Source organism: Winslowiella sp. 2C04 (assembly GCF_050037805.1).
Lineage (GTDB): Bacteria > Pseudomonadota > Gammaproteobacteria > Enterobacterales > Enterobacteriaceae > Erwinia > Erwinia toletana_A.
Window position 1 is genome coordinate 1,211,231 of the sequence record NZ_CP188300.1, and the last position, 20,590, is coordinate 1,231,820.

Annotated in this window: 13 protein-coding genes; 12 read left to right on the forward strand and 1 reads right to left on the reverse strand. The window is 53.9% G+C overall.

Going from position 1 to position 20,590, the window contains the following annotated elements:
* The first annotated feature begins 194 nt into the window (after positions 1 to 194).
* The 11 genes from ACP3TC_RS05255 (at position 195) to der (ending at position 17,511) form a co-directional block, all read left to right on the forward strand.
* On the forward strand, positions 195 to 5,174 hold the full coding sequence (locus ACP3TC_RS05255) for an alpha-2-macroglobulin family protein (RefSeq protein WP_426817699.1): 4,980 nt from the start codon (positions 195 to 197) through the stop codon (positions 5,172 to 5,174).
* Between the two features lie 36 nt (positions 5,175 to 5,210).
* On the forward strand, positions 5,211 to 7,532 hold the full coding sequence (gene pbpC / locus ACP3TC_RS05260) for a peptidoglycan glycosyltransferase PbpC (protein ID WP_426817700.1): 2,322 nt from the start codon (positions 5,211 to 5,213) through the stop codon (positions 7,530 to 7,532).
* Between the two features lie 241 nt (positions 7,533 to 7,773).
* Positions 7,774 to 8,205 carry a nucleoside-diphosphate kinase gene (gene ndk, locus ACP3TC_RS05265; protein WP_052901254.1) on the forward strand — a complete coding sequence of 144 codons (432 nt, stop codon included), beginning with the start codon at positions 7,774 to 7,776 and terminating at the stop codon, positions 8,203 to 8,205.
* 194 nt (positions 8,206 to 8,399) lie between these two features.
* Positions 8,400 to 9,566, forward strand: coding sequence for a bifunctional tRNA (adenosine(37)-C2)-methyltransferase TrmG/ribosomal RNA large subunit methyltransferase RlmN (locus ACP3TC_RS05270; protein ID WP_313853178.1), 1,167 nt, complete (start codon positions 8,400 to 8,402; stop codon positions 9,564 to 9,566).
* Positions 9,567 to 9,661: 95 nt separating this feature from the next.
* Positions 9,662 to 10,396, forward strand: a complete 735-nt coding sequence (gene pilW, locus ACP3TC_RS05275; RefSeq protein WP_313853177.1) for a type IV pilus biogenesis/stability protein PilW — start codon at positions 9,662 to 9,664, stop codon at positions 10,394 to 10,396.
* Positions 10,386 to 11,369 carry a cytoskeleton protein RodZ gene (gene rodZ, locus ACP3TC_RS05280; RefSeq protein ID WP_426817701.1) on the forward strand — a complete coding sequence of 328 codons (984 nt, stop codon included), beginning with the start codon at positions 10,386 to 10,388 and terminating at the stop codon, positions 11,367 to 11,369. The genes pilW and rodZ overlap by 11 nt, the downstream gene beginning before the upstream one ends.
* 39 nt (positions 11,370 to 11,408) lie before the next feature.
* Complete coding sequence (gene ispG, locus ACP3TC_RS05285) at positions 11,409 to 12,530, forward strand: flavodoxin-dependent (E)-4-hydroxy-3-methylbut-2-enyl-diphosphate synthase (RefSeq protein WP_313853174.1); 1,122 nt, start codon at positions 11,409 to 11,411, stop codon at positions 12,528 to 12,530.
* 192 nt (positions 12,531 to 12,722) lie between these two features.
* On the forward strand, positions 12,723 to 13,997 hold the full coding sequence (gene hisS / locus ACP3TC_RS05290; protein ID WP_426817702.1) for a histidine--tRNA ligase: 1,275 nt from the start codon (positions 12,723 to 12,725) through the stop codon (positions 13,995 to 13,997).
* 33 nt (positions 13,998 to 14,030) lie between these two features.
* Complete coding sequence (locus tag ACP3TC_RS05295; protein WP_313853171.1) at positions 14,031 to 14,648, forward strand: YfgM family protein; 618 nt, start codon at positions 14,031 to 14,033, stop codon at positions 14,646 to 14,648.
* A gap of 19 nt (positions 14,649 to 14,667) precedes the next feature.
* Positions 14,668 to 15,849 (forward strand): outer membrane protein assembly factor BamB, encoded by a 1,182-nt coding sequence (bamB, locus tag ACP3TC_RS05300; protein WP_313853170.1) that lies wholly within the window; start codon positions 14,668 to 14,670, stop codon positions 15,847 to 15,849.
* 165 nt (positions 15,850 to 16,014) lie between these two features.
* On the forward strand, positions 16,015 to 17,511 hold the full coding sequence (gene der / locus ACP3TC_RS05305) for a ribosome biogenesis GTPase Der (protein ID WP_313853169.1): 1,497 nt from the start codon (positions 16,015 to 16,017) through the stop codon (positions 17,509 to 17,511).
* Between the two features lie 53 nt (positions 17,512 to 17,564).
* On the opposite strand, the gene xseA is transcribed toward der, so the two are convergent.
* Positions 17,565 to 18,926 (reverse strand): exodeoxyribonuclease VII large subunit, encoded by a 1,362-nt coding sequence (xseA, locus tag ACP3TC_RS05310; RefSeq protein WP_426818240.1) that lies wholly within the window; start codon positions 18,924 to 18,926, stop codon positions 17,565 to 17,567.
* Between the two features lie 169 nt (positions 18,927 to 19,095).
* Here xseA and guaB point away from each other — a divergent pair, with 169 nt between their 5' ends.
* Entirely contained in the window at positions 19,096 to 20,562 is a 1,467-nt protein-coding gene (gene guaB / locus ACP3TC_RS05315) for an IMP dehydrogenase (protein ID WP_426817703.1), read from the forward strand.
* Positions 20,563 to 20,590: the final 28 nt, after the last annotated feature.

Sequence of the window (20,590 nt, forward strand, 5' to 3'; positions counted from 1 at the left end):
AAGACAATTTAGATTATGCGAATGATCTTAAATGAAATTTACGAGCCAGCTCGTAAAAAGCTGCACCGCGCGTAGCGAATCAACACTCCTCTGCGTAATCCCTCGCAAATTGATAAATTTACCTGGTCGTTTTGGCTGATTTCCCGCCATACTATCGTTCTCATTTCGCAGGCTTATCAGGCCATGGAGACAGTATGAACGGGTTGAGGAACGGTGCGGGTTTAGCTGCGTTATTGGCGCTGGCGCTGCTGACAGGATGTGATGATGCGGAGACAAAAACGCCTGTTGCTACGGCGGCAGAAAAAAACGCCTCATCGCAAAGTACGACAGCACAGCAAAAAGTGGAGCTGACGGATGCGCAACGTGCAGCGCAAGCGGAACGTGACAAAGGAAAGCCGCTGACGGTGGTGGACCTGTCAGAAGTGCAGCTGGAAGGTGCCAGCGCGCTGGTGGCAACTTTTTCCGTGGCACTGGATGATAAACAGAACTTCGCCGATCGCTTGCATCTGATTGACAGTAAAAATGGTGCAATTGACGGCGGCTGGGAGCTTTCCGCCAACCGTAAAGAGCTGCGTTTTCGTCATCTCGAACCAAACCGTAAACTGATCGCCACCGTAGATAGCGGATTAAAAGCCGCCAACGGTGCCGCGCTGGATAGTGCCTTTGAGCAGGAAATTACCACTCGCGACGTGCAACCAATGGTCGGTTTTGCCAGCCGAGGTTCACTGCTACCGACGCGCGTTACTCAGGGACTCCCGGTACTGGCACTGAATGTTAACAGCGTCGATGTCGATTTTTTCCGCATTAAATCCGCCTCTTTACCTTCATTTCTCTCTGCCTGGGAGTACGGTAACAGCTTACAAAGCTGGCAGTCTGAAGAGCTGCTGAATAAGGCCGATCTGGTGTACAGCGGACGATTTGACCTCAATCCGGCGCGCAATACCCGTGAAAAACTGCTACTGCCGCTAAGCGATATCGAAGCATTCCGGCAGCCGGGTGTCTATCTGGCGGTAATGAAAAAAGCCGGCTCTTATAATTACAGCAATGCCGCGACGTTGTTTACCCTCAGTGATATCGGTGTATCACTGCATCTGTTCCCAACGCAAATGGATGTCTTCAGTCAGAGCCTGGAGAATGGCGCAGCACTGTCGGGCATTACGCTGACCATGCTCGATGAAAAAGGGCAAACACTCCAGCAGGTGCAAAGCGATAAGCAGGGGCATGCGCAGTTAAAACGTTCGGCCAAAGCGGCTTTGCTTTTGGCGACCAACGATAATCAAACCACGCTACTGGATCTTAACCGACCAGCACTTGATTTGGCCGAATTTGCCGTGGCCGGTCCGGAAGGCTATGACAAGCAACTGTTTATGTTTGGCCCGCGCGATCTATACCGGCCTGGTGAAACGGTGATTGTGAATGCACTGCTGCGAGATGCCGATGGTCAGCCTCTGCCTGCACAGCCGGTCAGGCTCGAAGTGGTCAAACCCGATGGTGAGGTGGCGCGCACGCTGGTGTGGCAACCGGAAAATGGCCTGTATCAGTACCGCTTCAGTTTGCCTGAGTCCGCTGCGACCGGCAGCTGGACGCTGCGGGTAAATACCGGCGACGATCGTCCACGCAGCTGGCGCTTTAATGTTGAAGATTTCTTGCCGGAGCGTATGGCGCTGTCGCTGAAAGCTGATGAGCGCCCACTGCTGCCCGCTGATGACGTCACTTTCCAGGTTAATGACCGCTACCTGTATGGTGCACCGGCGGCGGGCAACCGTCTGCAGGGCCAGCTGTTTTTACGGCCCAATCGCGAGGCCGTTGCTGCACTGCCGGGTTATCAGTTTGGTGATATTACTGAAGAGGGGCTGAAGCGTAGCCTGGATGAAATCGATCTGACGCTGGATGCCGGGGGCGACACCGTGGTGGCCGTGGAGTCAGGCTGGAAAGATGTGCATTCGCCGATTAATTTAATTTTGCAGGCCAGCCTGCTGGAAACCGGAGGTCGTCCGGTTACGCGGCGTAGCACGCAGTCAATCTGGCCGGCCGAGGCATTGCCGGGTATTCGTCCGCTGTTTGGTAATCAGGATGTCTACGACTACCGCAGCGACAGTTATCGCAGCCAGCCAATGGTTGAAGAGGGCAGCACGGCGGCCTTTGATATTGTGCTGGCCAATGCTCGCGGTCAGAAACTGGCCGCGCAGAACCTTGATGTGCGCCTGATTCGTGAGCGCCGCGACTATTTCTGGAGCTTCTCTGATGGCGAGGGCTGGCAATCACGCTATGAACAGAAGGATTTGCAAGAGGAGCAGCAGCAGGTTTCACTGGCAGCGGATGGCACCGCGCGCGTTGAGTTCCCGGTTGACTGGGGCTCATACCGTATTGAAGTGCGGACTGCCGATGAAAAAACACTAACCAGCCTGCGCTTCTGGGCAGGGTACAGCTGGCAGGACAACACTGATGGCAGCGGCGCACTGCGTCCCGATCAGGTCAAACTCAAACTGGATAAACCCGCCTATCTTCCGGGTGAAAAAGCCAGTGTGCATATCGAAGCACCGGCAGCAGGGAAAGGCTATCTGATGCTTGAGTCCAGTAATGGTCCGCTCTGGTGGCAGGAGATTGATGTGCCAGCGGGAGGCATTAATGTTGATGTGCCGATTAACCCGCAGTGGCGTCGACACGATCTTTACCTCAGCGCATTAGTTATTCGTCCTGGCGAGAAAGAGAAAGGCACTACGCCAAAACGTGCAGTGGGACTATTGCATCTGCCGCTGGCTGATGATAACCGTAAACTGGCTTTAACCCTTGATGCGCCGCAAAAGATTCGTCCAAATCAGACCCTGACGGTGAAAGTTAAAGCCGCGCGTCAGGGAGGTGAACTGCCCAGAGATATCCATCTGCTGCTGTCAGCGGTAGACAGCGGTGTACTGAGTATTACCGATTACAAAACTCCCGATCCGTTCAACGGTTTCTTTGGACGTAAGCGCTATAACGCCGATCAATATGATGTCTATGGCCAGCTGATTGAAGGGCAGGGGCGGCAAGCTACGCTGCGTTTCGGTGGTGATGGTGATGAGGGCGATCCGCTGGCGCGCGGCGGTAAAAAACCGGTGACGCACGTCAATATTGTGGCACAACAGGCGCAACCGATAACGCTCGACGCCAATGGTGAAGGCAGTATTGAACTGCAAATTCCTGAGTTTAACGGCGAGCTGCGTTTGATGGCGCAGGCCTGGAGCGATGCGGAGTTTGGTCAGGGAGAGCAGAAGGTTGTGGTTGCCGCGCCGCTGGTGACTGAACTGGCGACACCGCGCTTTATGGCCGGAGGCGACAGTGCACGTCTGGCGCTGGATATCTCTAACCTGTCTGGTACGGCGCAAACGCTAAACTTGCGCCTGATGGCGCAGGGCCTGGTGAAGCTTGATGGCGCAGAAAATCAGAGTGTTTCGCTTAAAGCTGGGGAACGCACCACGCTGTTTGTACCGGTAAGTGCCCTGACTGGTTTTGGTGATGGTGAACTGGCAGTTGATATTACCGGTATCAACTTGCCGGGAGAAAAAGTTAACCCGAGCCATTACAGCTGGAAAATTGGCGTACGCCCGGCCTGGCCGGCAGAGACGCGTAATTTCGAGTCTGTGGTGCGGGCTGGCGAAGCGTGGAGCGTGCCAGCCGAGGCGCTTAGCGGACTGGCTCCTGCCACTCTGCAAGGGCAACTGGCCATCGGCAGCCGGCCACCACTGAATATTGCCCGTTATATTCGAGAACTTTATGCCTATCCGTACGGTTGTCTTGAACAAACTGCCAGCGGTCTTTATCCATCACTGTTTACTAATCACGCACAGCTGGTGGCGTTGGGAATTAAGGGTAGCAGTGACAAGGTGCGACGTGAGTCGATCGACACCGGCATTGACCGGCTGGCTGGGATGCAGCGCTACAACGGCAGTTTTGGCTTGTGGAGCAAAGACAACCCGGAAGAGTTTTGGCTAACGGCTTATGTCACTGATTTTCTGATTCGAGCCAGCGAACAGGGCTACAGCGTTCCGAAACCGTTACTGGACCGCGCCAGTCAACGACTGCTGCGCTACTTGCAGGATGCCAATCAAATTGAGGTCTATTACAGCAACGATCCGGCGGCAACGCGTTTCAGCGTACAGGCCTATGCGGCACTGGTGCTGGCGCGTCAGCAAAAAGCACCGTTAGGCGCGTTGCGCGCGCTGTATGATAAAAAAGAGAGTGCCAGGGCCGGGCTGCCGCTGGTGCAACTGGGACTGGCGCTTAAACTGATGGGCGATGCGCCACGTGGCACCGAGCTGATCGCTGAGGGCATTAATCATCCGCGTCCGGCTAATAATATCTGGCTGGAGGATTATGGCAGTGAACTGCGCGACAATGCGCTGATCCTCAGTCTGCTGGCAGAAAACCAGCTACTGCCAGATGAGCAGGGTAAGTTACTGTTAAAACTCTCGCAGCAGCTTAATGGTAAGCGCTGGCTATCAACCCAGGAAAATAACGCGTTGTTCCTTGCGGGCAGAACGCTGCAGGAGCAGGCGGGCGTAAACTGGCAGGCCAGTCTCAACGGGCAATCTCCTGCATTAAGTGGCAGTGAAACGCTGAACAAAACGCTGACAGCAGCCCAGCTCACCGCGGGTATTGAAGTCAGCAACCAGGGCAGCAGTAATCTCTACACCCGGCTGGATGCCGTGGGCTATCCGCAGAGTATGCCTGCTCCGTACAGTAATAATTTGCAAATCAGCCGGAGCTATTTAGGGCTGGATGGTAAAGAGAAATCACTCGCCAGCCTGAAAAGTGGTGAGCTGGTGCTGGTGGTGCTGAAGGTTTCAGCGCAGCAGCGGGTGCCGGACGCGCTGGTAGTTGATTTGCTGCCTGCCGGACTGGAGCTGGAAAACCAGAACCTGGGAGACAGCAGCGCCAGTCTTGGCGAGAGCGCTACGGAGGTTCAGGAGCGGGTGAATGATATGCAGCAGGCCAACATTAAGCACCTTGAGTTCCGTGACGATCGCTTTATTGCAGCAGTAGATGTAGATGGCTATCGGCCACTGACCTTGCTGTATCTGGCTCGCGCCGTAACCCCCGGTAGCTATCAGGTGCCTGCGCCGCAGGTAGAATCGATGTATGTACCGCAATGGCGCGCGCTGGGTGCCACTCCTGAGCGGCTGAATGTGCAATAAGGTCCGGCGTCCGGCACCGTGTCGGGCGCATTGATAATGAGGCGTGGTTTCGCTCTGCTGCATGCGTTGCTGATATTGCTGGCGCTCTTTATGCTGTTGTTAATTGGCGACAGGCTATTTCCGCTGCCATTGCAGCAGCCAGAGCCTGCGCGCGTGGTGGTGGCTGAAGATGGCACGCCGCTGTGGCGCTTTGCCGATCGTAACGGCATCTGGCGCTATCCGGTTACCGTCGATGATGTGTCGCCGTACTATCTCCAGGCGCTGCTGACTTACGAAGATCGTTGGTTCTGGCACCATCCAGGCGTCAATCCGCTGGCTATAATTCGCGCGGCCTGGCAGGACATAATCGGTGGTGAAATTATCTCCGGCGGTAGCACCCTGACGATGCAGGTAGCGCGGCTGATCGATCCGCAACCGCGCACCTTTGCCGGTAAAATGCATCAGGTGTGGCGCGCCTTCCAGCTGGAGTGGCATCTGTCGAAGCGCGAGATTTTGACGATCTATCTTAACCGTGCGCCTTTCGGCGGTACCATTGAAGGCATAGGTGCCGCCAGCTGGACGTGGCTCGGTAAGCCACCTTCCGCGATGACGCGCAGTGAGGCGGCGCTGATGGCGGTGTTGCCACAAGCGCCAAGCCGTTTACGCCCCGACCGCTGGCCGCTGCGTGCGCAGGCAGCGCGTAATAAAGTGCTACAGCGCATGATCGATTACCAGGTCTGGTCATTACCTCAGGTCGAAGAGATCTTTGCCGAACCGGTGTGGCTGGCACCTCGACAGATGCCGGAGCTGGCACCCTTATTGGCAAGGCGGCTGATTGCTCTGTCACCCCGGCAAAAAGTTACCTCCACGATTGATGCCTCGATGCAGCGTCAGCTGGAAGCGATGGCACAAGGCTGGAAAAATCAGCTTCCACCGCGCACGTCGATGGCGGTGATGGTAGTCGATCACCGCAATATGAAAGTGCGCGCCTATCTTGGTTCGATCGATCTTAATGATGACAGCCGTTTTGGTCATGTCGATATGATTAGCAGCATACGTTCACCGGGATCGGTACTGAAACCATTCGTCTATGGGCTGGCAATTGACGATGGCTTAATCCATGCAGAATCACTGTTGCAGGATGTACCGCGACGTTTTGGTGATTATCGGCCAGGTAATTTTGACACTGGATTTCACGGCCCGGTCAGCGCCAGCGAAGCACTTTCCCGATCGCTTAATCTTCCTGCGGTGCAGTTGCTTGATGCATACGGGCCAAAGCGCCTTACGGCGGCGCTGCGCAATGTTGGTCTGCGGTTACGTTTTCCGGCGGCGGTGGAGCCTAATCTTTCGCTGGTTCTGGGCGGAACGGGCGCGCGTATGGATGAGATTGTCGCCGCTTACAGTGCTTTTGCGCGTCACGGGAACGTGGCGCAACTGCGCTTTCTGCCAGAACAGCAACTGGAGCAGCGTGCTTTGATGTCACCCGGTGCGGCGTGGGTCATCCGGCGCATTCTGGCGGGTGAGGCGCAGCCACAGCCCGACGGTCAGCTGCCTGCGGTGGTGCCGCTGGCGTGGAAAACCGGTACCAGCTATGGTTACCGCGACGCCTGGGCAATTGGTCTGAATGCACGCTACCTGATTGGCGTATGGGTAGGGCGTCCGGACGGCACGCCAGTTGCCGGACAATATGGTAACGCCAGCGCGATACCGGTAATGAATCAGGTCAGTAACCTGTTGATGTCGTCACCGGGCTTTCGTGGCACGGTATTGCCGAGCGATCCCCGCCCGCAATCAGTTGGCGTGACATCGATCTGCTGGCCGGGGGGGCAAACGTTGCCCGCTGGCGATACGAATTGCCGTCAGCGGCGTCAAAGCTGGATCGTCGACCAAACCGTGCCGCCAACACTGCTGGCACCAGGGCAGGAGAGTTTAACCGGCATTCAGCAGCCGGTGTGGCTAAATGCGCAAGGCAAACGCGTCGCGGCAGATTGTAGCGGCGCGCGGGCGCAGATCGTCACTCTGTGGCCATTGCCGCTTGAGCCGTGGTTGCCGCAGGGCGAGCGACGCGCCAGCCGGTTACCGCCAGTTGATGCGCAGTGCCCGCCATTGAGCCAGGGTAATGCGGCCCCTCTGCTGTTAACCGGCGTGCGTGATGGGCAGATTCTGCATCGTTTACCGGGCCAGCCTTTACTGACGGTAACGGCCAGTGTGCAGGGCGGGCAAGGAAGTCAGCGCTGGTGGTTTATTAATGGCAATCCGCTGGAAAGTCAGCGTGATATGTCATCACTGGCATTACCTTTTGAAAAGCCCGGTGACTATCAGGTAACCGTGCTGGATGAGGATGGACAAGTGGCGAGCGCTGCTTTTAGCGTAGAGTGATTAATTTTCGACCCTGATAAGCAGATATGAAGGGGATGTCGCGACGGAGATCATGTTTTTTTAATGAATTGTTGAATCTTCGATAGGCAACCGCCGAACGCGCCCCTATAATCTGCGCCATTTTCTCGGGCCGGAACCCAAATTTACTACCCGAAAGCATTCAGAATATAACCGTTTAAACGGCGTCTGAAGGATGAAGGGGAAAATCCGGCTTAATTTGGCAGTTAATACAGAGGTCAACATGACAACAGAACGTACTTTTTCCATCGTTAAACCTAATGCGGTGGCAAAAAACGTAATTGGTGCTATTTACAACCGTTTCGAAAGCGCTGGCTTTAAAATTGTTGCTGCAAAAATGCTGCACCTGACCACTGAGCAGGCGCAGGGCTTCTACGCAGAACACGCTGGTAAGCCTTTCTTTGATGGCCTGGTTGAGTTTATGACTTCAGGTCCAATCGTGGTTTCCGTTCTGGAAGGTGAAAACGCCGTTCAGCGTCACCGTGATCTGATGGGTGCAACCAACCCGGCAAACGCACTGGCTGGTACCCTGCGTGCAGACTACGCTGACAGCTTCACCGAAAACGCAACCCACGGCTCTGATTCTGCTGAATCTGCTGCCCGTGAAATCGCGTTCTTCTTTGGCGAAGGCGAAGTGTGCCCGCGTACACGTTAATTCGTGTCGGGAAAGTTAACAGGTAAGCTGCGTTTACAAAATTAATGTGTTCGCATGCTGCCGTAAGTTGGCATCCCGTTAAAGATGTTTGTACAATAATGCGCCCCTGATGAGCATGCTCAGCGGGGGCGCTTCTTTTTTTAATCATTCATCCCCCAACGCCATAACGTGTAATAACGAGGCGAGAGAATATTATGTCAGAACTTATTGTGACGCCGTCGTCCGAAACTCCTGTAGTTGTCAGCCAGAAACAAAAAATCAATCTGCTGGATCTTAACCGTCAGCAAATGCGCGAATTCTTCCTTTCCATTGGTGAGAAGCCTTTCCGCGCTGATCAGGTCATGAAGTGGATTTATCATTACTGCAGCGATGATTTCGATCAGATGACCGATATCAACAAAGTGCTGCGCGGCAAGCTGAAAGAGCTGACCGAAATCCGTGCACCTGAAGTGGCTGAAGAGATGCGTTCAACCGACGGCACCATTAAATGGGCGATCCGCGTTGGCGACCAGCTGGTAGAGACTGTCTACATTCCGGAGAAAGACCGCGCCACACTCTGCGTCTCATCGCAGGTAGGTTGTGCACTTGAGTGTAAATTCTGTTCCACCGCGCAGCAGGGCTTTAACCGCAATCTGCGCGTTTCGGAAATTATTGGTCAGGTATGGCGCGCCGCGAAAATTATCGGTGCTGCACGCGTTACCGGTCAGCGTCCAATCACTAACGTGGTGATGATGGGCATGGGCGAGCCGCTGCTGAACCTGAACAACGTCGTTCCGGCGATGGAAATCATGCTGGATGACTTTGGTTTTGGTCTTTCCAAGCGCCGTGTGACTCTGTCGACCTCTGGCGTTGTGCCAGCGCTCGACAAGCTGGGCGATATGATTGATGTCGCGCTGGCGATTTCACTGCACGCCCCGAACGACAAAGTGCGCGATGAAATCGTGCCAATTAACAAAAAGTACAATATCGCTACCTTCCTTGATGCTGTGCACCGCTATATTGGCAAATCAAACGCCAATCAGGGCCGTGTCACCATCGAGTATGTGATGTTGGATCACGTCAACGACAGCACCGATGATGCGCATGAACTGGCGGAATTGTTAAAAGATACGCCGTGCAAAATCAACCTGATCCCATGGAACCCCTTCCCGGGCGCACCTTATGGCCGCAGTTCCAACAGCCGCGTTGACCGCTTCTCCAAAGTATTGATGGAGTACGGCTTCACCACTATTGTGCGTAAAACCCGTGGTGATGATATTGATGCTGCTTGTGGTCAGTTAGCGGGTGATGTTATTGACCGTACCAAGCGTACCCTGCGCAAAAAAATGGCAGGTGAAACAATTTCTGTGAAAGCGCTCTGAAACCGGTGATTTAATTGTTTTTACAACAATTATCGGATTTGGGGCTTGATATGTTTGGCGTAACATAACAAGCTTTATCACCTCAGGGAGAGGTTATGCGTAACGGACTACTATGCGCGCTGCTGAGTGCTTTTCTTGTAAGTGGTTGTGTCACTGACCACGCAGCAACAGGTTCAGCGCAGACACGCCTTCAGCTCGGTTTAGAATATCTTGCGCGCGGCGACATTGCCGCTGCGCAACGCAATCTGCAGCGAGCTGAAGCCGCCGCGCCGCAGGATTATCGCATTCAGCTGGCAATGGCTCGTCTTTCTCAGATGAGTGGAGATAACCCTTCCGCTCAATTGCGCTATGATCAGGCATTACGGCTGGCACCGTTAAATAGTTTTGTTGTTAACAATTACGGTGCGTTTCTTTGCGGATTAGGGCAGTATGATGCGGCGCAACAGCAGTTTAGTCAGGCACAACGTCTGCCGCAGCCCGGAGCCAGAGCGGACAGCTTTGAGAATGCCGGTTACTGCTATCTGAACGCAGGAGAGCCTGAGCAGGCAAAAGCATCGTTGCTGCTGGCGATCCAGGCTGATGCACAGAAAGGGACACCCTTGCTGGCTGAGGCTGAAAGGCGATTTGGAAAGGGAGAACGTGTCCAGGCGCGACTCTTATTAGATGTATATCAGCACAGCTTGCCTGCTTCGGCAGAGAGCCTGTGGTTAGAGATTCGTTTCGCCGCGTTGGTTGAGCGTAACGCTGATGTTAAGCGTTACGGCATACAACTGGCGCGAAATTTTCCACAATCGATACAGTACCAGCATTTTTTAGCTAATGAATACTGAAGCCACTCAAGAAAAATCTGCAGTAAATTCCACGGGCGAACGCCTGCGTACTGCCCGTGAGCAAATGGGCCTTACCCAGCAGAATGTTGCTGAGCGTCTCTGCCTGAAACTTTCTACCGTTCGTGATATTGAGGAAGATAAGTCCCCAGCCGATCTCGCATCGACCTTCTTGCGTGGTTATATCCGCTCTTATGCTCGTCTGGTTCATGTACCAGAAGAGGAACTGCTGCCGATGATGGCTAAGCAGGCGCCGGTTCGTGCGGCAAAAGTTGAGCCGATGCAAAGTTTCTCACTCGGCAAGCGTCGTAAAAAACGTGATGGCTGGCTGATGATCTTTACCTGGCTGGTGTTGTTTGTGGTGGTCGGTCTGACTGGCGCATGGTGGTGGCAAAATCACAAAGCGGCGCAGGATGACCTGGTATCAATGGCCGATCAGAACTCTGGTGCAGAAGGCGATAACAGCCAGTCTATTCCGCTGACTGACAGCAGCAATGCTAATGACAGTGTGACTGATACGGCAGCCCAGCCTGTTGCTGCTGATAACAGCAGCGCAGCCGCATCTGACAATGCCAGCGTACCTGCCAATACCTCAACTGACACCGCCAATGCGGTGGTGTCGCCGAGTCAGGCACCGATTGACAACGCTGCAGCGCCGGTGGCGAACAGCCAACCGGCTAACGGCCTGTTGCCAACCGGCAATGCAGACGTTAGCGCACCTGCGGTTGATCCAAATGCTATTGTGATGAATTTTAACGCCGACTGCTGGCTGGAAGTGACTGATGCTGCTGGCAAAAAACTGTTCAGCGGCATGCAGCGCAGCGGTGGTAAACTGAGCCTTGCCGGTACTGCACCTTATCGTTTGAAAATTGGTGCTCCGAGCGCAGTACAGATTCAGTACCAGGGGCAACCTGTTGATCTGAGTCGTTTTATCCGTAGCAACCAGGTTGCTCGTCTGACCTTAGGTGCGCAATAACGCATCTTCTCTGGTCGCGAGTAATTGTGGAGAAAGAATATGCATAACGAAGCACCCATTATCCGTCGCAAATCAACACGTATTTACGTCGGCAAGGTGCCGGTGGGCGATGGCGCACCAATAGCCGTTCAGTCCATGACCAACACGCGTACGACGGATGTCGCCGCGACGGTCAACCAGATTAAAGCGCTTGAACGTGTAGGCGTCGATATTGTCCGTGTTTCCGTTCCGACCATGGACGCGGCAGAAGCCTTTAAGCTGATCAAACAGCAGGTCAACGTTCCGCTGGTGGCGGATATTCACTTCGACTATCGCATCGCGCTGAAAGTTGCGGAGTATGGCGTCGACTGTCTGCGCATTAATCCGGGTAATATCGGTAATAACGAGCGTATCCGTCAGGTAGTTGACTGCGCTCGTGATTACAATATTCCAATTCGCATCGGTGTTAATGCCGGTTCGCTGGAAAAAGATCTGCAGGAAAAATATGGCGAGCCAACGCCACAGGCACTGCTGGAGTCAGCAATGCGCCATGTTGATCATCTTGATCGCCTGAACTTTGATCAATTTAAAGTCAGCGTCAAAGCCTCCGACGTTTTCCTTGCCGTTGAATCTTACCGCTTACTGGCGAAACAGATCGATCAACCACTGCATCTCGGTATCACTGAGGCCGGTGGCGCACGTGCAGGCTCGGTGAAATCAGCCATTGGCCTTGGCCTGCTGCTGGCGGAAGGTATTGGCGATACGCTGCGAATTTCACTGGCCGCCGATCCGGTGGAAGAGGTGAAAGTTGGCTTTGATATCCTGAAATCGCTGCGCATTCGCTCACGCGGAATTAACTTTATTGCCTGTCCGACCTGTTCACGTCAGGAGTTTGATGTGATTGGCACGGTCAATGCCCTTGAGCAGCGGCTGGAAGATATCATCACGCCGATGGATATTTCGATAATCGGCTGTGTGGTCAATGGCCCGGGCGAAGCGCTGGTTTCAACGCTGGGTGTGACCGGCAGCAATAAAAAAAGCGGTTTCTACGAAGATGGCGTGCGCCTGCGCGAGCGTCTTGATAACGACGACATGATCGATCAGCTGGAAGCGCGTATCCGTGCCAAAGCCGCGATGCTCGATGAAAGCCGTCGTATCGACATTCAGCAGGTTGAGAAATAGCCATCATTTGTCGCCCTGTCATTTAAAGATGAAGGGGATACCCAATTGAACCTGTTCGGTGCCATCCTCATGGGGTAAGATGCCGGGTCAGGTTCTTTTTTGTATTTAAGATACTGAATATGATGCGTGGAAAATACGCTCAGCGCGCAGGCGGCCGCGGTCGATTCAGTATCCCATTTAGAGAGATTATTTGTGGCGAAGAATATTCAAGCTATTCGTGGCATGAACGATTACCTGCCTGCTGACACAGTAGTCTGGCAGCGTATTGAAGGCATCCTGAAGCAGGTGCTGGCCGGTTATGGTTACAGCGAAATTCGTTTGCCGATTGTAGAGCAGACCCCATTATTCAAACGCGCCATTGGTGAAGTTACCGACGTGGTTGAAAAAGAGATGTATACCTTTGAAGACCGCAATGGTGAAAGCCTGACGCTGCGTCCGGAAGGTACGGCGGGCTGCGTGCGTGCTGGTATCGAACATGGTCTGCTGTACAATCAGGAACAGCGTATGTGGTACATCGGGCCGATGTTCCGCTACGAGCGTCCACAGAAAGGGCGCTATCGCCAGTTTCATCAGTTGGGAGCTGAAGTCTTTGGCCTGCAAGGGCCGGATATTGATGCAGAATTGATTCTGCTGACCGCTCGCTGGTGGAAAGCTCTGGGGATCGCCGATCATGTTGCGCTGGAACTGAACTCTATCGGCTCGCTGGAAGCGCGTGCGAACTATCGCGATGCGCTGGTGGCCTTCCTTGAGCAGCATAAAGAGGTGCTGGATGAAGATTGTCAGCGCCGTATGTACAGCAATCCATTACGCGTGCTGGACAGCAAAAATCCTGACGTGCAAAAACTGCTGAATGATGCGCCGACGCTGGGTGACTATCTGGATGAAGAGTCGCGTGAGCATTTTGCCGGTCTTTGCGCCATTCTGGACGGTGCCGGTATCGCTTACACTGTGAATCAGCGTCTGGTGCGTGGCCTCGATTACTACAACCGTACGGTGTTTGAATGGGTAACCACCAGTCTTGGCGCGCAGGGCACAGTCTGTGCCGGTGGCCGTTATGATGGTCTGGTTGAACAGCTCGGCGGTCGTGCCACTCCGGCGGTGGGTTTTGCCATGGGCCTTGAGCGTTTAGTATTGTTGGTTCAGGCAGTTAATCCAGAATTTGAACCGACGCGCGTTGTTGATGTCTATGTTATCGCTTCCGGTCAGGGTGTGCAGTCCGCAGCCATGCTGCTGGCAGAGAAACTGCGTGATGCATTGCCAGAACTGAAACTGATGACCAACTACGGCGGCGGTAACTTTAAGAAGCAATTTGCCCGTGCAGATAAGTGGGGTGCTCGCGTTGCGCTGGTGGTGGGTGAAGATGAAGTTAAAGCCGGCCAGGTCGTAATCAAAGATTTGCGCACGGGTGAACAGCAAGTGCTGGCACAAAGTGAAGCGGCAGCCGCGTTGTCGGCGCTTTTAAAATAAGCGCAGCAGGAAACAAGTAAGGAGAAGGATTGCGTGGAAGTTTATAGCAGCGAGAACGAACAAGTTGATGCACTCCGTCGCTTCTTTGCCAACAATGGCAAAGCGCTGGTGGTTGGCGTGGTATTAGGCGTGGGCGCACTGGTGGGCTGGCGTTTCTGGAGTAACAGCCAGGACGGTAATGCCAGAGTAACATCTGCTGCTTATCAGCAGGTAACCTCTGCGCTGGATGCCAGCAAGCCACAAACGCTGGAAGCGGCGAGCAAGTTCGCCAGTGAAAACAACAATACTTACGGTGCGCTGGCTTCGCTGGACCTCGCCAAACAGTTTGTTGATAAAAATCAACTGGATGAAGCGGCTACGCAATTGCAGAACGGCCTGAAAAGTACGGATGATGCTAATCTGCAGGCGGTACTGAATCTGCGTCTGGCGCGCATTCAGCTACAGCAGAAGAAAGCCGATGACGCGCTCAAAACCCTCGACACCGTTAAAGGTGATGGCTGGGCGGCGATTATCGCTGATATCCGTGGCGAAGCGCTGTTAAGCAAAGGCGATACCCAGGGTGCGCGTGATGCATGGAGCAAAGGTATCGAATCTGATGCTTCTCCAGCGCTGAAAGAAATGATGCAGATGAAGATGAATAATCTAGGTTAAGCCATTCAAGAGAGAGCGCATGGAATTACGTAAATACCTGCTGCCCGGGCTGATTTCAGTCACGTTACTCAGCGGTTGTTCGCTGTTCAGCGGCGAAGAAGATGTAGTGAAAATGGCCCCGTTGCCGAAAGTCGAAAACCAGTTCACACCGGAAAAAGTGTGGAGCACTTCGGTGGGTGATGGTATCGGTGATTTCTATTCCAATCTGCACCCTGCATGGCAGGACAGCACGGTATTTGCTGCTGACCGCCACGGTATCGTTAAAGCGCTTGATGCTGCTAACGGTAAGCAGAAGTGGAAAGTGGATCTGTCAGAGAAAACCGGTTTCTTCTCACGCAATCGTTCTGCGTTACTGTCAGGTGGCGTGACGGCGGGTGGTGAGCATATTTATATCGGCAGTGAGCGTGCACAGGTTTACGCTCTTAACAGCGCTGATGGCTCGATTGCCTGGCAGACTAATGTGGCAGGCGAAGCGATGTCACGCCCGGTAGTCAGCGATGGTTTAGTGCTGATCCATACCAGCAACGGTATGTTGCAGGGGCTTGATCAGGCGAGCGGCGCGGTAAAATGGTCGGTTAACCTGGATATGCCGGCACTGTCGCTGCGTGGTGAATCTGCTCCAGCCACTGCGTTTGGTGCGGCAATTGTCGGCGGTGATAACGGTCGTGTCAGTGCGGTGATGATGAATCAGGGACAACTGATTTGGCAGCAGCGCATCTCTCAGCCAAGTGGTGCTACCGAGATTGATCGCCTGAGTGATGTTGATACCACTCCGGTTGTGGTTAACGGTGTGGTGTATGCGCTGGCGTATAACGGCAACCTGACGGCGCTGGACCTGCGCTCTGGCCAGATCCTGTGGAAGCGTGAAATTGGTTCCGTCAGCGATCTGATCGTTGATGCTGGCCGAATTTATCTGGTTGATCAGGATGATCGCGTGATGGCGTTGAGTGTTGAGGGTGGTGTTTCCATCTGGCGTCAAAGCGATCTGCTGCATCGCAACCTGACTTCACCGGTACTGTACAACGGTTATATCGTTGTCGGTGACAGTGAAGGTTATCTGCACTGGATTAATACCGATGACGGTCGCTTTGTTGCGCAGCAAAAAGTCGACAGTTCCGGCTTGCAAAGCGAGCCGGTGGTAGCCAGTGATAAGCTGTTGATTCAGGCCAATAATGGTGAAGTTTACGCCTTTACGCGTTAATTTCTGACCTGAAAACTATTAGTTTAGCGGCTCCTGATTATCAGGGGCCGTTTCGTTTTTTAGCAGGCGTGTTATCCTTAGCGTCTTCAGCCTGACCAGAGCGGTGTATGCCGTTTACAACAATCTATCGAGTCAGGCATTTAATATTAGTAATGAGGCTTCAATATGGTACCTGTGGTCGCGCTGGTTGGGCGTCCCAATGTGGGCAAATCCACCTTGTTTAACCGTTTAACGCGTACGCGAGATGCGCTGGTGGCGGATTTCCCCGGGCTGACACGCGATCGCAAGTACGGTCGTGCCGAAGTAGAAGGGCGCGAATTTATTGCTATTGATACCGGCGGTATCGATGGCAACGAAGAGGGCGTTGAAACCCGTATGGCTGAACAGTCGCTGCTGGCGATTGAAGAAGCTGACGTGGTGCTGTTCCTCGTCGATGCGCGTGCTGGCCTGATGCCTGCCGATCAGGCAATCGCCAAACATCTGCGTTCACGTCAGAAACCCACTTTTCTCGTCGCCAACAAAACCGATGGGCTGGACGCCGATTCTGCCGTCGGTGATTTCTACTCTTTAGGTCTTGGCGAAATTCATGCCATTGCCGCTTCACATGGTCGCGGTGTTACCAGCCTGCTGGAAACTGCATTACTGCCGTGGATGGAAGTGGTTGATCCTAAAGAGCTGACTGAAGAAGAAGAGAACGAAGCTTACTGGGCCGACCTGGCTGCCAGAGAGCGCGGCGAAGATCCGGATGCAGAAGTCGAAGAAGAAGATGATTTCGACCCACGTACGCTGCCGATCAAGCTGGCGATTGTGGGGCGTCCTAACGTAGGTAAGTCCACACTGACTAACCGAATTCTCGGTGAAGATCGCGTGGTGGTCTTCGATATGCCGGGCACCACCCGCGACAGTATCTATATTCCGATGGAACGTGACGATCGGGAATATATTTTGATCGACACTGCGGGCGTGCGTAAGCGCGGTAAAGTGACGGATACCGTTGAAAAGTTCTCGGTAATCAAAACTCTGCAGGCGATTGAAGACGCCAACGTGGTCATGCTGGTTATTGATGCGCATGAAGGTATTTCCGATCAGGATCTCTCGCTGCTTGGTTTTATCCTCAATAGTGGGCGCTCACTGGTTATCGTGGTCAACAAGTGGGACGGCCTGTCGCAGGAAGTCAGGGATGAAGTGAAAGAGACGCTGGACTTCCGTCTGGGCTTTATCGATTTTGCCCGCATTCACTTTATCTCCGCGCTGCACGGCAGTGGTGTTGGCAACCTGTTTGAGTCGGTGACTGAAGCGTATGACTGCTCAACCCGCCGCGTTAATACCTCAATGCTGACGCGTATCATGACCATGGCAGAAGAAGATCATCAGCCGCCATTGGTGCGCGGACGTCGCGTGAAGCTGAAATATGCGCATGCCGGTGGTTATAACCCGCCAATAGTTGTGATTCACGGTAACCAGGTGAAAGACCTGCCGGATTCCTACAAGCGTTATCTGATGAACTATTTCCGTCGTTCACTGAACGTGATGGGCACGCCGATTCGTATCCAGTTTAAAGAAGGTGATAATCCATTCGCCGGTAAACGTAACCTGCTGACACCTAATCAGCAGCGTAAACGTAAGCGCCTGATGTCGCATCTGAAAAAGAATAAACGTTAATAAAAAACGGGAGCCTGAAAAGGCTCCCGTTTTTTTATACGGCATCGTTGGATTTAACGTGGTTTTTTCTTGATCGCGCTGACGCTGGTCACCTGGCTCTCTACCCAGCCATCGTCCAGACGGGTTTTAAGCGTATCGCCAGCCTGAATCTGTTTGGTTTTCCGTACCACTTTACCGTCGACGGCAGTGGTAACGCTGAAACCGCGCGCCAGCGTCGCCAGTGGGCTGACGCCTTCCAGCTGTGCAGCAAGGGTTGAAAAGCGCTGCTTATCGCGGTTTAACTCACTTTGCATGGCCTGTTGCAGACGATATTGCCACTGCTGAAGCTGCTGTTGCGCGCGATGGATGCGCCCTTGGGGTTGCTGGGCCGCCAGACGCTGCTCAACGCGTTCCTGCTGGCGCTGTGACTGACGTAGGCGTAACTGTACCGCATCGTCCAGACGGCGCTGTAGCCTGAACAGGGCCGTCTGCTGGCGTGCCAGCCGCAGTTGCGGGTGCTGCTGCTGTAAACGATGATGTAAACGGGTAAAAGCGCGCTGTTTTTGCGCCAGATAATAATCCATCGCCATTTCCATCCGCTGCTGTTGCGATTGCAGCTGACGTAACAGTTCAATCTGATTGCGGCTGACCAGTTCAGCGGCGGCAGACGGTGTCGGTGCTCGCAGGTCGGCAACAAAATCAGCGATAGTGACATCGGTCTCATGGCCGACGGCGCTGACAACCGGAATACGGCTGGCGAAAATCGCGCGCGCCACGCGTTCGTCGTTAAAGCTCCACAGATCTTCCAGCGAGCCACCGCCACGCCCAACAATCAGCACATCACATTCGTTACGCTGGTTGGCAAGCTCAATTGCCCGCACCAGGCTGGCAGGCGCTTCAGCACCCTGTACCGGCGTAGGATAAATCACTACCGGCAGTGAAGGATCGCGACGATGTAACACGCGCAACACATCGTGTAATGCCGCACCGGTCGCGGAAGTGATCACTCCGACCTGGCGTGCCGGGTCAGGTAGCGGCTGCTTGAACTGCTGATCGAAAAGTCCTTCAGCCGCCAGGCGCTGCTTAAGCTGCTCAAATTGCTGTTGCAACAAGCCGTCACCGGCAGGCTGCATACTCTCGGCAATCAGCTGATAATCACCACGCGGTTCATACAGCGTAATACTGGCGCGAACCAGTACCTGCTGACCGTTTTGTGGTCGAAAGGTGACGCGTCGGTTACTGTTGCGAAACATCGCGCAGCGAACCTGAGCACCATCGTCTTTCAGCGTGAAGTACCAGTGACCGGAAGAGGGCTGGGAAAAATTTGAGATTTCCGCGCTCAGCCAGATTTGACCCATCTCCATTTCCAGCAGCTTGCGCACTGTCGTATTAAGACGGCTGACGGTAAAAATATTTGCAGATGGCGGTAGCGACATGTGACGAAGATCAAATTTCAAATCAGAGGGTTAATCAGTCGATACTACATGGCTGATACAGAGGATCAAGAGTTTTTCTTAAATAATGCTGGAGGCAATCGATTACGCCCTGTATAATGCCGCGGCAATATTTTATCTGTTCTCATTCACCCCAGGTTGAGATATTGCCATGCTAAGAATCGCTAAAGAAGCACTCACATTTGACGACGTTTTACTCGTTCCAGCACACTCTACTGTCCTGCCAAACACGGCAGATCTCAGTACCCAGCTGACAAAATCCATCCGTCTGAATATCCCAATGCTGTCCGCTGCAATGGACACCGTCACCGAAGCGGGTCTGGCAATCGCCCTGGCTCAGGAAGGCGGCTTAGGCTTTATCCACAAAAACATGTCTATCGAACGCCAGGCGGAAGAAGTTCGCAAGGTGAAGAAGCATGAGAGCGGCGTGGTTACTGACCCACAAACCGTTCTGCCAACCACGCCTCTGAGCGACGTTCAGGCTCTGACCGAACGCAATGGCTTCGCTGGCTATCCGGTAGTTAATGGCGAAAACGAACTGGTGGGTATTATTACCGGCCGTGACGTGCGCTTTGTTACCGATTTAAGCCTGCCGGTTTCTGCTGTGATGACGCCGAAAGAGCGTCTGGTTACGGTGAGAGAAGGTGAAGCACGCGAAGTTGTGCTGCAGAAAATGCATGAAAAACGCGTTGAAAAAGCGCTGGTCGTTGATGACAGCTTCCACCTGCTGGGCATGATCACCGTTAAAGACTTCCAGAAAGCTGAACGTAAACCTCACGCCTGTAAAGATGAACACGGTCGCCTGCGCGTCGGTGCTGCGGTCGGTGCCGGTGCCGGTAACGAAGAGCGCGTTGATGCGCTGGTCGCTGCGGGTGTGGACGTGCTGCTGATTGACTCTTCTCACGGTCATTCTGAAGGCGTGCTGCAACGTATTCGTGAAACGCGTGCCAAGTACCCCGATCTGCAGATTCTGGGTGGCAACGTTGCGACCGGTGCCGGTGCACTGGCGCTGGTTGAAGCCGGTGTAAGCGCGGTTAAAGTCGGTATCGGCCCTGGCTCAATCTGTACTACTCGCATCGTTACCGGTGTCGGTGTACCGCAGATTACTGCGGTTTCCGACGCGGTTGCCGCACTGGAAGGGACCGGCATTCCGGTTATCGCTGACGGCGGCATCCGTTTCTCTGGTGATATCGCGAAAGCTATCGCGGCAGGTGCATCCTGCGTGATGGTCGGCTCGATGCTGGCAGGTACTGAAGAATCTCCAGGTGAGATCGAGTTGTATCAGGGTCGTTCATTTAAATCCTATCGTGGAATGGGCTCACTGGGCGCGATGTCCAAAGGTTCTTCAGACCGTTACTTCCAGACTGACAATGCTGCTGACAAACTGGTGCCGGAAGGGATCGAAGGCCGCGTGGCATACAAAGGTCGTCTGAAAGAGATCGTTCACCAGCAGATGGGTGGTTTGCGTTCCTGTATGGGCCTGACCGGCTGTGGTACTATCGACGACCTGCGCACCAAAGCGGAGTTTGTTCGCATCAGCGGAGCCGGTATCTCCGAAAGCCACGTGCATGATGTGACCATCACCAAAGAGTCGCCTAACTACCGTATGGGTTCTTAATCGCGCATCAGATTCACCGCCCGACTTA

Excerpts from the sequence above, each read along its gene's own strand:
- ACP3TC_RS05255 (WP_426817699.1), top strand. The coding sequence starts at position 195 with ATGAACGGGTTGAGGAACGGTGCGGGTTTAGCTGCGTTATTGGCGCTG.
- pbpC (WP_426817700.1), top strand. The coding sequence starts at position 5,211 with ATGAGGCGTGGTTTCGCTCTGCTGCATGCGTTGCTGATATTGCTGGCG.
- ndk (WP_052901254.1), top strand. The coding sequence starts at position 7,774 with ATGACAACAGAACGTACTTTTTCCATCGTTAAACCTAATGCGGTGGCA.
- ACP3TC_RS05270 (WP_313853178.1), top strand. The coding sequence starts at position 8,400 with ATGTCAGAACTTATTGTGACGCCGTCGTCCGAAACTCCTGTAGTTGTC.
- pilW (WP_313853177.1), top strand. The coding sequence starts at position 9,662 with ATGCGTAACGGACTACTATGCGCGCTGCTGAGTGCTTTTCTTGTAAGT.
- rodZ (WP_426817701.1), top strand. The coding sequence starts at position 10,386 with ATGAATACTGAAGCCACTCAAGAAAAATCTGCAGTAAATTCCACGGGC.
- ispG (WP_313853174.1), top strand. The coding sequence starts at position 11,409 with ATGCATAACGAAGCACCCATTATCCGTCGCAAATCAACACGTATTTAC.
- bamB (WP_313853170.1), top strand. The coding sequence starts at position 14,668 with ATGGAATTACGTAAATACCTGCTGCCCGGGCTGATTTCAGTCACGTTA.
- der (WP_313853169.1), top strand. The coding sequence starts at position 16,015 with ATGGTACCTGTGGTCGCGCTGGTTGGGCGTCCCAATGTGGGCAAATCC.
- xseA (WP_426818240.1), bottom strand. The coding sequence starts at position 18,926 with ATGTCGCTACCGCCATCTGCAAATATTTTTACCGTCAGCCGTCTTAAT.
- guaB (WP_426817703.1), top strand. The coding sequence starts at position 19,096 with ATGCTAAGAATCGCTAAAGAAGCACTCACATTTGACGACGTTTTACTC.